Source organism: Odoribacter sp. AF15-53 (genome assembly GCF_003479425.1).
Classification (GTDB): domain Bacteria; phylum Bacteroidota; class Bacteroidia; order Bacteroidales; family Marinifilaceae; genus Butyricimonas.
Genome location: NZ_QUHC01000004.1, coordinates 131,976 through 145,936, shown reverse-complemented (window position 1 = coordinate 145,936; position 13,961 = coordinate 131,976). Strand labels below are relative to the sequence as shown.

Annotated in this window: 10 protein-coding genes; 5 read left to right on the top strand and 5 right to left on the bottom strand. The window is 43.8% G+C overall.

The window, feature by feature from the left end; genetic code table 11:
* The 5 genes from DWW52_RS10460 (at window position 1) to DWW52_RS10440 (ending at window position 4,538) form a co-directional block, all read left to right on the top strand.
* The gene (locus tag DWW52_RS10460; RefSeq protein ID WP_118715459.1) at window positions 1-432 is read left to right on the top strand and encodes a biotin/lipoyl-containing protein; all 432 of its coding nucleotides are present in this window, start codon (window positions 1-3) and stop codon (window positions 430-432) included.
* A gap of 111 nt (window positions 433-543) precedes the next feature.
* Window positions 544-1,719, top strand: coding sequence for a sodium ion-translocating decarboxylase subunit beta (locus DWW52_RS10455; protein WP_370449511.1), 1,176 nt, complete (start codon window positions 544-546; stop codon window positions 1,717-1,719).
* A gap of 277 nt (window positions 1,720-1,996) precedes the next feature.
* Window positions 1,997-3,046, top strand: a complete 1,050-nt coding sequence (locus DWW52_RS10450; protein ID WP_370449510.1) for a low specificity L-threonine aldolase — start codon at window positions 1,997-1,999, stop codon at window positions 3,044-3,046.
* A gap of 3 nt (window positions 3,047-3,049) precedes the next feature.
* Complete coding sequence (gene mnmD, locus DWW52_RS10445; RefSeq protein WP_118715456.1) at window positions 3,050-3,706, top strand: tRNA (5-methylaminomethyl-2-thiouridine)(34)-methyltransferase MnmD; 657 nt, start codon at window positions 3,050-3,052, stop codon at window positions 3,704-3,706.
* Window positions 3,707-3,731: 25 nt separating this feature from the next.
* Window positions 3,732-4,538, top strand: coding sequence for a TIGR02757 family protein (locus tag DWW52_RS10440; RefSeq protein WP_118715455.1), 807 nt, complete (start codon window positions 3,732-3,734; stop codon window positions 4,536-4,538).
* Here DWW52_RS10440 and DWW52_RS10435 read toward each other — a convergent pair.
* From DWW52_RS10435 to DWW52_RS10415, 5 genes are all read right to left on the bottom strand, one after another.
* Window positions 4,528-5,364, bottom strand: a complete 837-nt coding sequence (locus DWW52_RS10435) for a DUF4846 domain-containing protein (RefSeq protein ID WP_118715454.1) — start codon at window positions 5,362-5,364, stop codon at window positions 4,528-4,530. The genes DWW52_RS10440 and DWW52_RS10435 overlap by 11 nt on opposite strands.
* A 1-nt stretch (window position 5,365) precedes the next feature.
* Entirely contained in the window at window positions 5,366-5,917 is a 552-nt protein-coding gene (locus tag DWW52_RS10430; RefSeq protein WP_118715453.1) for a DJ-1 family glyoxalase III, read from the bottom strand.
* A gap of 71 nt (window positions 5,918-5,988) precedes the next feature.
* Entirely contained in the window at window positions 5,989-9,336 is a 3,348-nt protein-coding gene (locus DWW52_RS10425) for a hypothetical protein (RefSeq protein WP_118715452.1), read from the bottom strand.
* A 2-nt stretch (window positions 9,337-9,338) separates the two neighbouring features.
* Complete coding sequence (locus DWW52_RS10420) at window positions 9,339-11,639, bottom strand: Gldg family protein (protein ID WP_118715451.1); 2,301 nt, start codon at window positions 11,637-11,639, stop codon at window positions 9,339-9,341.
* 15 nt (window positions 11,640-11,654) lie between these two features.
* Window positions 11,655-13,955: a Gldg family protein gene (locus tag DWW52_RS10415; RefSeq protein WP_118715450.1), complete on the bottom strand. Its 2,301-nt coding sequence runs from the start codon at window positions 13,953-13,955 to the stop codon at window positions 11,655-11,657.
* Window positions 13,956-13,961: the final 6 nt, after the last annotated feature.

Below are 13,961 nucleotides of genomic sequence, written 5' to 3'. Positions count from 1 at the left end.
ATGAACAAATTCAAAATCACTATCGACGAGAATAATTTCGATGTCACTGTGAATGTAACAGATCATAATAGGGCTACTGTTGAGGTAAACGGTATTTCTTACGATGTATCTTATGAAAGCAAAAATATCGTGCCTCCGACTGTTACTCGCAAAGCAGCAGCGATTCCAGCAGCGACTCAATACCATGCCACAACTCAATCAAATGCTCCCGCAAACAAGAGTGCTAGTATAAAAGCTCCACTTCCGGGAACGATTTCCGCTATAAACGTGAAAGTTGGTAGCCAGGTGAAACGAGGCGACGTCTTAATCGTGATGGAAGCCATGAAGATGGAAAACAACATTATGGCAAACAGTGATGGCCAGGTGAAGACAATTCACGTAACCACTGGTCAATCTGTATCTCAGGATGACCCGCTCATTGAATTGGCTTAATTCTCCGTAAATTTGTCAAAAATGAAACAATTTGAAAAATATCTACTGAAAATAGCTGCCTTAATCGGACTTTTCATAGCACCTTTTACCCTCCATGCAGAAGAAATCAACATGGGAGAGAAAATAGAAAAATTCCTGAACGACACGGGATTTGCTTATCTCTTTCAAGGGAACTGGCTATGTATAGTTATGATCATCGTGGCATGTGTACTATTCTACCTGGCGATTGTGAAGAAATTCGAACCCTTGTTGTTACTACCCATTGCCTTCGGTATGTTGTTGACCAACCTGCCGGGAGCCGGATTATTTCATCCGGAACTATTCGATGGAGGACATGTACACTGGGCGAATTTCGCAGATGCTAACAAGGTAGGTTTGTTGGATTACATTTATTTAGGGGTAAAACTAGGGATATATCCCTGTATTATCTTCATCGGAGTTGGAGCTATGACAGATTTTGGTCCGTTATTAGCAAATCCTAAAAGTTTCCTTTTGGGAGCCGCCGCACAGATTGGAATCTTCGCTACCTTTTTGGGAGCCCTCGCTCTTGGATTCACGTATGCCGAAGCCGGTTCTATCGGTATCATTGGAGGTGCTGACGGTCCGACCGCAATCTATCTAACGTCAAAGTTAGCCCCGAACCTACTCGGTCCGATTGCAGTTGCGGCTTACTCGTACATGGCATTGGTTCCCGTGATCCAACCGCCTATCATGAGAGCGTTGACCACTCAGAAAGAACGTGAAATTGTTATGAAACAATTGCGTAAGGTATCTAAAAAAGAGAAAATCGTATTCCCGATCGTGGTTACAATTTTCGTTTCTTTATTGTTACCGTCTGCAGCTCCCTTGATAGGTTGCTTGATGCTCGGAAACTTGATGCGCGAAAGTGGTGTTGTCGATCGTTTAAGCAAAACGGTTCAAAACGAATTGATGAATATCACAACCATATTCTTGGGTATTTCCGTGGGAGCGACAACTACTGCAGCAGCTTTCTTGAACTTCCAGACTCTTGCTATTCTGTTGATCGGAATTTTGGCATTCAGTTTGGGTAGTGCCGGAGGTGTCTTACTGGCTAAATTCATGAACTTGTTTACCAAGAACAAGATCAACCCGTTAATCGGTTCCGCGGGAGTATCAGCCGTTCCGATGGCTGCCCGTGTATCACAAAACGTGGGACAAGAAGCCAATCCCGGTAATTTCTTGTTGATGCATGCAATGGGACCTAACGTGGCAGGAGTTATCGGGTCAGCCGTGGCTGCCGGTATCCTGTTAAGTTTCTTGATGTAATAAGTTATTATATCACATATAAAATAGGCTGTCCCTAAAGACAGCCTATTTTGTATTACCCTCTGATTTGTATCTTTCTTTTTTATCACTTGTTCTTAAATATGATTAGCATCCAATATATTACAAAAAAATAGGTCCTTAAAAATCTCTTTAAAAACAACAATATAATTCTCATTTTCTACCTTCACATTAATTCTCAAACAAATAACTACGATCAATCGCTTTCAATATTACAAATAATCACTACTTTTGTCCGACCAATCATTTTAAACAATTAATTTTACGTTCAAATCAATATATGGGACTTAGAGGTTTCGGTAGTGATAATTTTTCCGGCGTTTTACCGGAAGTATTCAAGGCACTTGAAGAATCGGCATTCGGGCACCAGCACTCCTACGGAGAAGATGTGTACACGGAAAAAGCGATCACAGATTTCAAAAAACTATTCGGTGACGATATCGACGTTTATTTCGTGTACAATGGGACCGGAGCAAATATTTTAAGCCTTTCGGCTTTCACCCACTCGTACAACGCCATCATTTGTGCAGAAACAGCTCATATTAACGTGGACGAATGCGGAGCTATCGAAAAGCAGACAGGAAGTAAACTATTGACCGTACCCACATTTGATGGTAAACTTACCTTGGGATTGATCCAAAACCACATGCACGGTTTCGGCGATCAGCATCACTCGCAACCGAAAATTATCTCCCTGACCCAGTGTTCCGAACTCGGAACGGTATACACGCATGACGAATTAAAAGAGATTTGTGACTTTGCTCATGCCCACGACATGTACGTTCACATGGATGGAGCCCGACTGGCAAATGCAATTGCCTACCTAGGATGTACACCGGCCAGTATCACGAAAGAAGTAGGTATTGATGTGTTGAGTTTCGGGGGTACCAAAAACGGGATGATGTTCGGAGAAGCCGTTGTATTCTTCAATACCAATATGTCGAAAGAGGTAAAATATATCCGAAAACAGTTGATGCAATTGCACTCCAAATCCCGGTTTATCGCCGCACAATTCTCAGCAGTTTTGAAAGATAACCTGTGGTTAAAATCAGCCTCCCACTCGAATGCCATGGCTCAAAAACTAGCCGCAGCAGCAGCACAAATTCCCTCTGTCAGCATCACGCAAAAAGTGGAAGCAAACGAGATTTTTGCTATTATTCCCAGGGAAAAAATCACCAAACTTCAAGAAGAATGCTTCTTCTACGTGTGGGATGAAGATGCAGCCGAGGTTAGGTGGGTATGCTCTTTTGATACCACAGAAAATGATGTCATTGAATTTGCAAATTTGCTTCGTCAAGAATTGTGTTAAAACATGCATAGAGAAATCGTTATCACCGAAGACGGCAGCAACACTTTATATATTCCCGAACTGAATGAACACTATCATTCAATTCACGGTGCCATTCAGGAATCAACTCATATATTTATCAAGGCAGGCATCGAGTATTACGGTCAAAACAACATTCGTATTCTCGAAGCGGGATTCGGAACAGGTTTAAATGCCTTTTTAGCCCTACTGGAGGCTCGAGAGAGTCAAAGGAAAGTTATGTTCCATACCTTTGAAAAATATCCACTAACGCCTCAGGAAATCGGTTGTATGAATTATACAGACTATTTTGATCCGGCAGACACACTTCTTTTTCAACAACTTCATGATGCGCCTTGGGGAGAAGATGTTCCGATCACCTCCTATTTTACAATTCATAAACACAAAGCGGACTTCGAAGAGGTCAATTTCCATGAATATTTTGATATTGTCTTTTTTGACGCATTCGCACCCGATGTACAACCTCGTCTTTGGAGTGAAAGCATGCTCACGAAATTCTACACGGCTCTCAAACCCGAAGGAATTCTCACAACCTATTGCGTTAAAGGTACGGTTAAACAAGCTCTCCGGAAAGTCGGATTCAATTTGAAACGCCTTCCCGGACCTCCGGGTAAACGGGAAATGTTGAGAGCTGTGAAGTAATTTATGATTTTATAATTTTAGATTTATGATTTCTATCACACAAAACCCATGTGAATCTATTAAACAATTACTTGATGAAAAATACCTTGAATATTGTAAATCTGAATTTTTCATAGATACCGATCCGATCCAAATTCCCAAGTGTTTCGAAGAGAAAGAAGATATAGAGATTGCAGGATTTCTGGCTGCATCACTGGCCTGGGGACAACGCCCCACGATTATTAAAAAATGCAAAGAGTTAATGCAACTCATGGAGTATGCCCCATACGATTTTGTAATGAATGCGGAAGAGGAAGATTATCACCGATTTTACAATTTCAAGCACCGCACATTCAATCACTACGATTGTATCTATTTCTTGAAATCCCTCGCCAACATCTATCGGAATCACGGAGGATTAGAATCCGTTTTTACCCAAGCCTATCAAAAGTATCACGACATGTTCGAAGTATTAAAGGAATGGCACACTGTTTTTACTTCTCTACCTGCCGCCCCCCGTGTACTCCGCCACATCGCTAACGTGGAGAAAGGTTCTGCCGCCAAAAGAGTAAACATGTTCTTACGCTGGATGGTAAGACAAGACGGGAAAGTCGATTTTGGACTATGGAAAAATATTCCTCCCTCTGCCCTATTGATCCCGCTAGACTTACACACAGGTAATATCAGCCGCCAGTTAGGACTCCTTACCCGTAACCAGAATGACCGGAAAGCAGTGGAAGAACTTACTGCCCGTCTCCGGGAGCTGGATCCTGTCGATCCGATTCGCTATGACTTTTCCCTGTTCGGCTTAGGGGCTTTTGAGAGACTAAAAAACGAAGATTTTAATCTTTGAACCTTTTCAAATCTCCTGTCACGAACGTCCATTCCGGAGTCATAACCCTTCCTGTCGATTTTAAATCATACCAAGGAGAAATATTCCCGTTTTGTAGGTTATTCAACACGTGGATATCCTGTGCAGGCATATAGCTCTGTGCCAACAGATATAATTTATTCCCTGTTGTCTTATCAATCGCCATAGCAATCACAATAACCGCATGTCCGGGTGAGCCACCTTGGATAAAAACATCCCCTATTTGCATGGCGTCAATCGAAACCGAGACCAGTTCTTTGGCAAGTGACAACGTTCCTGCGTAAGCAAATACCACATTCAAATAAGCCCGAAAAGTCGGATAGGAATAATCTTCCTCTTTGGCTTTATACCATGACACTCGATTTCCCTTCACGCTGATCCTGTATCCTTCGGCCCATTTCGTGTAATCAGCCCGGAAGCCATTGGTGAAATTGAAATGAATTTTATCATACGCCTTCCGGTGATACAAATATTCCGCCCTCAAACGAATCACGGCATCGGCACACTGCTGTAAATCCCGATTACCAATATCCAAATCGACCACCGCACAATATACCTTTCGGTTTCGCTTCTCGCCCCCGTCAAAATAGTGAACTCTGGAGCCGTGAGAACGCAAAGGAAGGTTTCTCAGGTATTCCCCGAATGAACCTTCCTTCACGCCTATCCTCGTGTATCCCCAAGGCGGTACAATCCGGACAAGCACGCTCGTCCCCTCCGACCGGATCAATGTATTCCGTCCGTCAGGCTCCTGTCCGACTCCTTGCAAAACATACAGACAGCAGATACAAAGGATAATATAAAACTTCATCCTAGTCCAGTAACATCCCGGCAGCCACATCCTCAGCCACTTTCTTCGAAGTCAATTGCTCCAGAATAGCCAAGCCAAACTTAAAGGCATACGCCGGACCTCTACCCGTGATCAGATTACCATCAACCACCACCCCTTGAGGTTGCATGTGAGCATCTGGTAAATATTCCTCGAAACCAGGATAACAAGTCATCTGACGTTCCCCATCCATTTTTATCTTACTCAACACCAATGCCGGAGCCGCACAAATAGCTGCCACGTATCCTCCTTTATCGAAATGTTTTTGTATCCATTGAACTAATGCGGTACTATCTCCCAGATTCTTGGCCCCCGGCATTCCTCCCGGACAAATCAAAAATTCGGCATCTTCTTCTTTCACATCACTCAGTAAAAAATCAGCAACCACAGGAACTCCATGCGCCCCGGTGACCTCTTTCTTATCGGAAATAGAAACTGTTTTCACTTCAATCGTTCCCCGACGTAAAACATCCACTGTCCCGAGAGCTTCTACCTCTTCAAAACCATCTGCTAAAAATAAAAATGACTTCTTCATAATTCTTGTAGTTTTAAATGATTTTCCAAAATTACGAAAAATATGGCAGGATTCAAATCCTAAATCACAAACTACTCCTTCACACGCACCCATTTCACGGCATCGGCAACAATTAATTGCCGTTTAGGATACGACTTACCATCCGCTACCGCATAAACTTGTATATTCGAATAATCATCCTCTGCATCTGCCCTGATTTCTCCACCTCGATCATCAAGAGTAACCTGAGTCTCCCCAGCCTGCAAATCAAATTTTCCCAAGGAAACCCATCCTTTCGAAATAAGGTCTGCTTCCACGATCACCTCTTTATCCATCACTTTATAATGTAACAAAGAGCCTGTGAAAACGGAACTAGCCGGAGGAGACATAACAGATACCGTTTGGTGATAAAAGAAGACTTCATACTTCCCAGCTTCTTCAATATCAGCCGTCCAAATGGCCTTACCACCACCTTTTCCGGCAACTTTGCAAAAAGCGCTTCGCACGGGTATCCCATAACTCCCCTCGGTAATAATTTCTGTCCATTCCGGATTATCAAATGACATTTTAAAATTCACTTTTCGCTCTTTAGCCAAAAATGGTAATCTCTTCCGTTCTCCTGAATCTATCAATTGAAACCGATCACTCCTGTTATCAACAATAATCTCGTGAGGGTTCTCGAACAAACCACAATCGATATCAAAAATACCCTCCGAGCTCTCTTTTGTTTTAGAAATTCCTTCTTTTATCATACGAATATTGTAATCCCGCGGAAGATTAGCTGATAAATTTGTTCCTATATATCCATCGTCTCCATTCATAATAAACTTCACCCCCTTACACGCCCCGGCAGGAATCACGTAATGCTGCTCCTTAACGGGAAAATTTACATTCATGATAATCCCGTCACCATATTTTGACCTCAATTCCTCTATGGTTTCATCATCAGCAACAATCGAAATCACGCCATCAACATCCGAAATATTACGAACTTTAAAACTGACTAAATATTGCGGAAAACCCTCTGCGATAATTTGTTCTACTCGAATATCCCTTACATCAAAAGCCGGAATCCCCTCTCTTTGATATAATTTATCTAAAATCGGGATCAGATTAACCCCAAAATCAGATTGAAAATCTTGAGCAAACTGACTTAAAGTGATCTCATCAAAACGAGCACAAGAAGCCATCTCTTCCGAAAATCGGTACAACCTTTCAGGCTCTACAAAAGCTGATAAATAAGCACCAAAAGTTGTCCCTTCCATCTCGAAAACCCTCGATTGTAATTTATCCGGTAACGAATCATTAGAAAGAATTTCCCTCAGGCTCTTCTTTTTTAAATGTTCTATGACATCAATATCATTCGGTCTTACAGTTGCATTTCCCGTGGTATATTTCTTTTTGGAGGCAAACATTTTACTAAACAACATATTCATTGCCGGGTATGTAGCCGAGGACAAAAAGCTCGTGTAATCGTAATACATGGGCAAAATGTCGTATAATCCCTGTTGAAGATACATCCCGACAGATTGTAATCCCATACGTTCAACACTGTAAATTCCTTCCGGATCATTCAAAATGTCTTTTTCTCTTTCAATGGCAAGATTTTTCCGCCTAGACATCGGAGTATAACTAGAAACAGTAACCGCACGTTCATTGAAAAAAACAATTTCCGGCTGAACGAAATCGCTACCCGCTTTCCATTTACGCAGAAAAGAAACAAATGAAAGCGGACTTTCCACGAACATCAACTTACGAAACGGGTAATTCCGTCCCATTCTTGCCTCCAATCGTCCTTTGATCGCTTCCAATTCTTTGCTTATGTTCTCCCCTGTTATTTGGGTATATTGATCAAAAAAGAACTCGTGACCAGGAAAATAATAAAATTCCAACCGGACCCCACCCACGTCAACTTCTTTCTTATGGTAGTCCCCGATACAAAGAGTTATTCCAGACAACTTTTGTTCATTCCTAAAAAATACTTCCCTCGTACTATATTCTGGCACCCCCTGCGATATAGCCTGTTGTCCCTCCTGCACTTTTACCCGTAGAGAATAATCTGTGAAATTCACTTCCCGAGCATAAGGAGATACCATATTTATCGGCGGAACAGCCACCGGATACCAAAGACATTCCGGATGGAGTAACGTGTAATCTTCCCTCGCAAAAGCGTAATGAGCACCAAAATTAAACATACCATAATTTAAACGAGGGTCATACCTCCCCGCATTTTGCTGATTCTCCCGGGATACATCCAGATAACATATAGTCTCATCAATCTTCCCCTTATAAGAGAGTTGTAAAGAAATGCTATCCCCCGGCAAAAGCGAACGTTCAAGCACGACAACCTGCTGTTTTCTATGATAACCAATCTCGTTTCCCACCTCCTTCATTGAATAAATCTCTAATAAAGGATTAAGATACAACACGATCGACGAAAGTGCTTCCTGATTCCGATTTTGCAATGTCATTCGGCTATCCAACCACATCTCCCCATCTTTCCACTCGTACGTAATCTCATGATTAACAACTCGTGCTCTCGGCCGCAACTGATATTCCACATAAACCTGTCGATACTCCTCAGAACGAATTTCCCGCTGCCGGATCGCATCCCAATACAGAAACAAACAAACCATACTACACAAAGTAATTGCTCCTCCTGTACCCCATTGCAATCCCCGGTACTCTTTGCCGTCCCGTAAACGTTTCATATTGGCAATCCAGAATAAAATACCCGCAATACCCAACCCAACATAAGCCAAACGTTGAAGCAAATAACCATATAAATCCGGATGCCCCGTCACGTCTGAAAACATATTTGGTAAATTCCGTCCCCAAAAATCAAACACGCCAAATTGCCACTCGCCCAAGTAAAAGTATACACCCAATCCCAGCATACCCAACACCAAAACCGATACCGGACGATTCCTGACGATCTCCGATATTCCCAACGAACATCCTAAAGCAAAGATCAAAGTCGGAATCGACAACGTTAATAAATAGAAAACATAAACCCATACCTCAAAGGGAGATCCCACGACCCATATATTCAAATACATACACACCAACAACACGCATATATTCACGAAAAGAAACATTCTGAATATTCCCCAGAAACGACCGATGCAGTATTCACTATTCCGAAGCGGTCGGCATAGGAATACTTCCATCGCGTCTTTCTTCCTTTCCCGGTACACAACTTCCATGCACACGAACAACGCAATCAAGACTTGCACCAGGTTATAATAATAAGTACTGAAAAAAGGAAAAGAGGAGGAAAGCGCCACTTTATACCAAAACACGTTATTTCCTCCTTGTATAATCATCTGCCATAACGAAATACCGACCATTGCAAGCACTACAAATCCCAGAAAAACAATATCTCGTCTTAACAGTTTGGCTTCATAGCGAGCCACGATATTCACGTTATGCATATTCATCTTTATCTACCCCTCCTACGGTGCCAGACTAAAATTCCACAAGCAATTAACAACAAGGGGAATACCCCCACGAACATAATTTTCACCCATTTCATAGACGATAATTCCAGCGAAATCGAAATATCTTCCGGATCAGGACGACGAGTATTCACGGGGAATTCCCCGTCTGTCAACCAGCGGAACGACTCCGTGATCAACGAGAAGTTGGAAGCCTTGACACCTTTCCGGTACATCATCAGCTCGGAATTACTGATACAATCCGCATCTCCCAGCACGATAATCCGCTGTTCCCGATCGCCCATTTGCCGGCTCAATGTCAAAGCTATCGGGTAAGCACACTCTTTTTCCCCGACAACCGGATTAAGCACCACCGGTTCATTCAGCAAGTCCCGAGTTTCAATCTCATTCCAACATCCCGTATCACACGTGGTCAAAACAGGACGCACCGTAAAACCTTTATCCATAGTATAACTCAACCCCGTTGCCCCAGGCATGGTTATCACCCGTTTCTTCTTCAATAGATCGGCATAGTTAAGAGACATTTCCGCAGCATCTTTCGTCAATTCACCTCGAATCAAATCAGCATCGAAATCCTTACTGGGTTGCACCAGAACCCCGGACATGAATTGTACCCCGAAACGTTCCACCAAAGGATTCATCACCTCCTGACGTCCCGGTTCCCCGGCGATCAACAAATTTCCCCCACGGGCCACGTAACGGTCAATCTTCTCCAATTCACTCTCCGTCAATGGCTGTTTCATATCGGCAATCACCAGAATACGGATATCCTCCGGAATCTCCTCACCATCGGTCATACGATAGGCTATCACGTCAAACCCGTTATTCACCAAAGCATAACGAAAAGTAGGATTCTTGGCAAAAGCGTAATAATCCCGATCGCCCACGTTATTCATATCCCGTTCTCCATGTCCCGTAAGACAAGCTACTTTAGGAACTTCCATGATTAATCGTTTCATAGCCGCGGAAACCTCCGCCTCCATCGGATGTACGAACATATCATTATACAAGCGCAGGAATGTAGCCGAACCATCAGGCAGCACCAACTGTCGCACGAAACGGAATCCTTCCGGTGCCAAGTCTACCTGTTCCTCGATCTCCTCGGGAGATAAAAACGATTTCAGGCTCAACTTCATCTGATCCGCATACTTCTCGGCAATCTCCCGGTCACTCACGTCCGCATACCGTTCCCGTATATAAGGTGACGCCTTTTTATAATAATACACGTACTTCAACTCTATATTCGGCTTAAACCGAATATACGGCTTGAAATTTTCCATATCACTTTTCAGACTTCGGGGCATTCCATAGGAAGAATTATCCCCCAAAAGATTCACATATGTAACAATCGTCAGATCGTCTTTCATCCTTTCCAATATACCTTGACTCTCCTCGGTCAAAGTTTGCGTCTTCCTCGCCGTCGTGTCGTAATACCACAAAAACGTAGGTCGGGAAGTCATATAACCTAACATCACGGTAACCGCCACCACAGTCACGTAACGTCCCACCGTTATGATTTGATTTCGCTTAGCTCGGTGCGCCTCGATTTTCATAATTCCCAAAGTCAGGAAAAACAAAATCACAACCATAAAATACAGGAGATCCTCACTACATATCAACCCGTCAATGAACACGGTTGCCCGTCCCTTGATCGACAGCCAATAGGTAATCTCCCGCACGAAAGCAATATCCTGTCCCACGCTACCGATAAAATTCAGCACGATCAACACCGCCAACGTACCCACAGCCGCCACCACCTGATAAGAAGTCAGGCACGACATATAAAGCCCGATTGCAGCATAAGCACACGTCAGCAAATACAAACCGAGTAACCCCGATAAGGCTGCCGGAATATCAAACGCCTCCACCGTACAAGAGGCAAAAATCACAAGAACCAGCAACACTCCCATCAGAATTAACCCGTAGATCATCATGGATAAAAACTTTCCCCAGATAATCTGTCCCGCAGTCACGGGTGATGAGTACAAAAGCTTGATCGAACCGCTGCCGAACTCCCGGCTCATCAGCCCCATCGTCAATAAAGGAACATAAAGATACAGGTATTGTTGTATCACCGTAAACGTCCCCGTCATTCCAGTCAATAGAGCGTTCGTGATACTAAACTCTATCGGTTCTCCCATAAATTGCTGTCGCAAAACACTCTTGAACAGATCGGTAAATGTCATTCCCGCCTGAACGGCAAATATCACCAAAATAAACCAAGCCACGGGAGAACAAAAAAGAGCACGTAACTCATTTCCCGCTATTTTCAATATTTTTCTCATTCGTTCATAATTACGTTATCTCCGTCTTCTTTTAAACCACACGCCAAAATACCCCAACGCGAACAAGATCGGTAATCCCCACGTGAAAGCAATCCGCACGTAAGGAACCGTGTCCTTATTCAACTCCAACACCGTATCCACGGGCGGTACTCCCGACAACACGATCGGGTACTCCCCATCACTCAACCACCGGAACATTCCCGAGATTAGAGAGAAATTATTCACTCTCATCCCAACACGTGACATCAACAACTCGGCATTACTGATACAATCCACATCTCCCATCACGAACACCCGTTGCTCCCGGCTTCCGACCGTACGGGTCAGTGCAAGCATTGTCGGGAAGGACTCCTCTTTCTCCCCGATTTCGGGATTCAGAACAGCCTTCTCATCCATGAAATTCACGGTTGTCAATTCATTCCAACTCCCCGCATCTTGTGTTTTCAACAAGGGATACACATCAAAACCGTTTCCGGTCTCGTAACTCAACGCTGCAGCTCCCGGCATAGTAATTCCATACTTTTGTCGCCACAAACCCTGGAATGGAGTAACCACCTTCACCCCCTCTTCCGTGAAGGAACAAACCAGCAAATTATCATCATACGCTTTAGTAGGCTGCACTAAAGTCCCCGGTAAAAAACGCACGCCAAGAGAAGCCGTCAACGGATTCATCAAAGCCGATTTACCCGGCTCTCCGCCGATAACGATATTCCCGCCTTTTGCGATATACTCTTCCACCCGAGCCAACTCGTCCGCCGACAATGGTTGTTGCAAATCCGCAATCACCAGCACGTCAATACCCGTCGGTATCGCCCGACCACCCGACAAGGTGATACTCTCCACGTCGAACCCCTGATTAATCAACGAATACCGGAATGTCGGGTCAATAGCAAACGTGTAATAATCCCGGTCACCTGCCCGCTGAATATCACGTTCTCCGTGTCCAGTCAAAAAAGCCACTTTGGGAGCTTTCGTAACTAAACGTTTCATTGCCGTGGCAATCTCCCCCTCTTTCGGATAAACATAACTGTCATCAAAGATCCGCAAGAAAGTTTTTTCCCCACTTTCCCGCTCCAGTAAACGCACGAAACGATACTTCTCTCCTGAAAGATCAACTTGTTGGGCAACCTGTTCCGGGGCCAGGAACATCTCTATATCCAAATCTTCCATGACCGCCATTTTCCATGCTCGTTGCTGCGTGTTCAGATCGGGAAAACGTTCCTCCAACACCTCGTTACCCGCATCCGCATAATAATACACGTAATTCATGCGAATCTTCGGTTTAAAACGAATAAATTTCTTGAACTGACTCGCATCACGATTTCTCTCTGCCGGGGCTCCCCGATGGAAGTTTCCTTCCAGAAGATTCACGTAAGTCGTGATCGTCAACCCGCCTTCCATCTTCTCCATAATTTCCTGACTCACCGGATTTAAACTATTTTGTTTGATCAACGATGCATCATAAGAACATTGCAGTCCCGGCCGGGAAGTCACGTATCCCAGTAGCATCGCCAACACGATCACCCCTGCATACCGGGTAAAAGCCATGCTTTTCGACAATTTACATTTTCCCGACAAGATCACCATAATCGAGAGCGTCAAGAACAAGCCGATCACGATCAGGAAATAAAACACATCCTCGCTACTGATCAACCCGTTGATTAACTCATCCGAACGTCCGGAAATCGACAACCAATACGTGATATCCCGAACGAAAGGAATCTCCTGTCCTATCCTTCCCACGTAATTCAGGAAAGCCAAAGCCCCCAGCGTGGCAACGGCCGCCACCACCTGATAAGATGTCAGACTGGACATGAACAGTCCGATTGCCGCATAAGAACAGATCACCAGATAAATTCCCAACAACCCGGACAAAGCCAGCGACATATCAAAAGACGGCACGTTCCACGCCGTAAAACCGACAAACAGGAAAAGAATCCCCACCAAAATAAAACTGTATATCATCATGGAAAGAAACTTCCCGAAAATAATCTGCACGCTTGACACCGGCGAAGAATACAACAACTTGATAGAACCGCTACTATACTCCCGGCTCATCAACCCCATTGTCAACAAGGGTATATACAGGTAAAGATGTACCAGCATATTCGGGAACAACCCCAGACTCCCCGTGTACATCTCTTTCGCAATACTATACCACAAAGGCCGTGAGAATTGCTGCATCAACATAATATCCACCAACCGGAAATAAGTCATGCACGCTTGAACGGTAAAGATAATAAGTATTAACCACGCGATAGGAGAGTAAAACAGAGTGTATAACTCTGTCAATGCAATCTTAAATATTTTTCTCATACTATA

Bases quoted from the DNA above. Each gene is read 5' to 3' on its own strand.
- DWW52_RS10415 (WP_118715450.1), bottom strand. From the start codon at position 13,955: ATGAGAAAAATATTTAAGATTGCATTGACAGAGTTATACACTCTGTTT.
- DWW52_RS10425 (WP_118715452.1), bottom strand. From the start codon at position 9,336: ATGAATATGCATAACGTGAATATCGTGGCTCGCTATGAAGCCAAACTG.
- DWW52_RS10460 (WP_118715459.1), top strand. From the start codon at position 1: ATGAACAAATTCAAAATCACTATCGACGAGAATAATTTCGATGTCACT.
- DWW52_RS10420 (WP_118715451.1), bottom strand. From the start codon at position 11,639: ATGAGAAAAATATTGAAAATAGCGGGAAATGAGTTACGTGCTCTTTTT.
- DWW52_RS10430 (WP_118715453.1), bottom strand. From the start codon at position 5,917: ATGAAGAAGTCATTTTTATTTTTAGCAGATGGTTTTGAAGAGGTAGAA.
- DWW52_RS10435 (WP_118715454.1), bottom strand. From the start codon at position 5,364: ATGAAGTTTTATATTATCCTTTGTATCTGCTGTCTGTATGTTTTGCAA.
- mnmD (WP_118715456.1), top strand. From the start codon at position 3,050: ATGCATAGAGAAATCGTTATCACCGAAGACGGCAGCAACACTTTATAT.
- DWW52_RS10455 (WP_370449511.1), top strand. From the start codon at position 544: ATGGGAGAGAAAATAGAAAAATTCCTGAACGACACGGGATTTGCTTAT.
- DWW52_RS10440 (WP_118715455.1), top strand. From the start codon at position 3,732: ATGATTTCTATCACACAAAACCCATGTGAATCTATTAAACAATTACTT.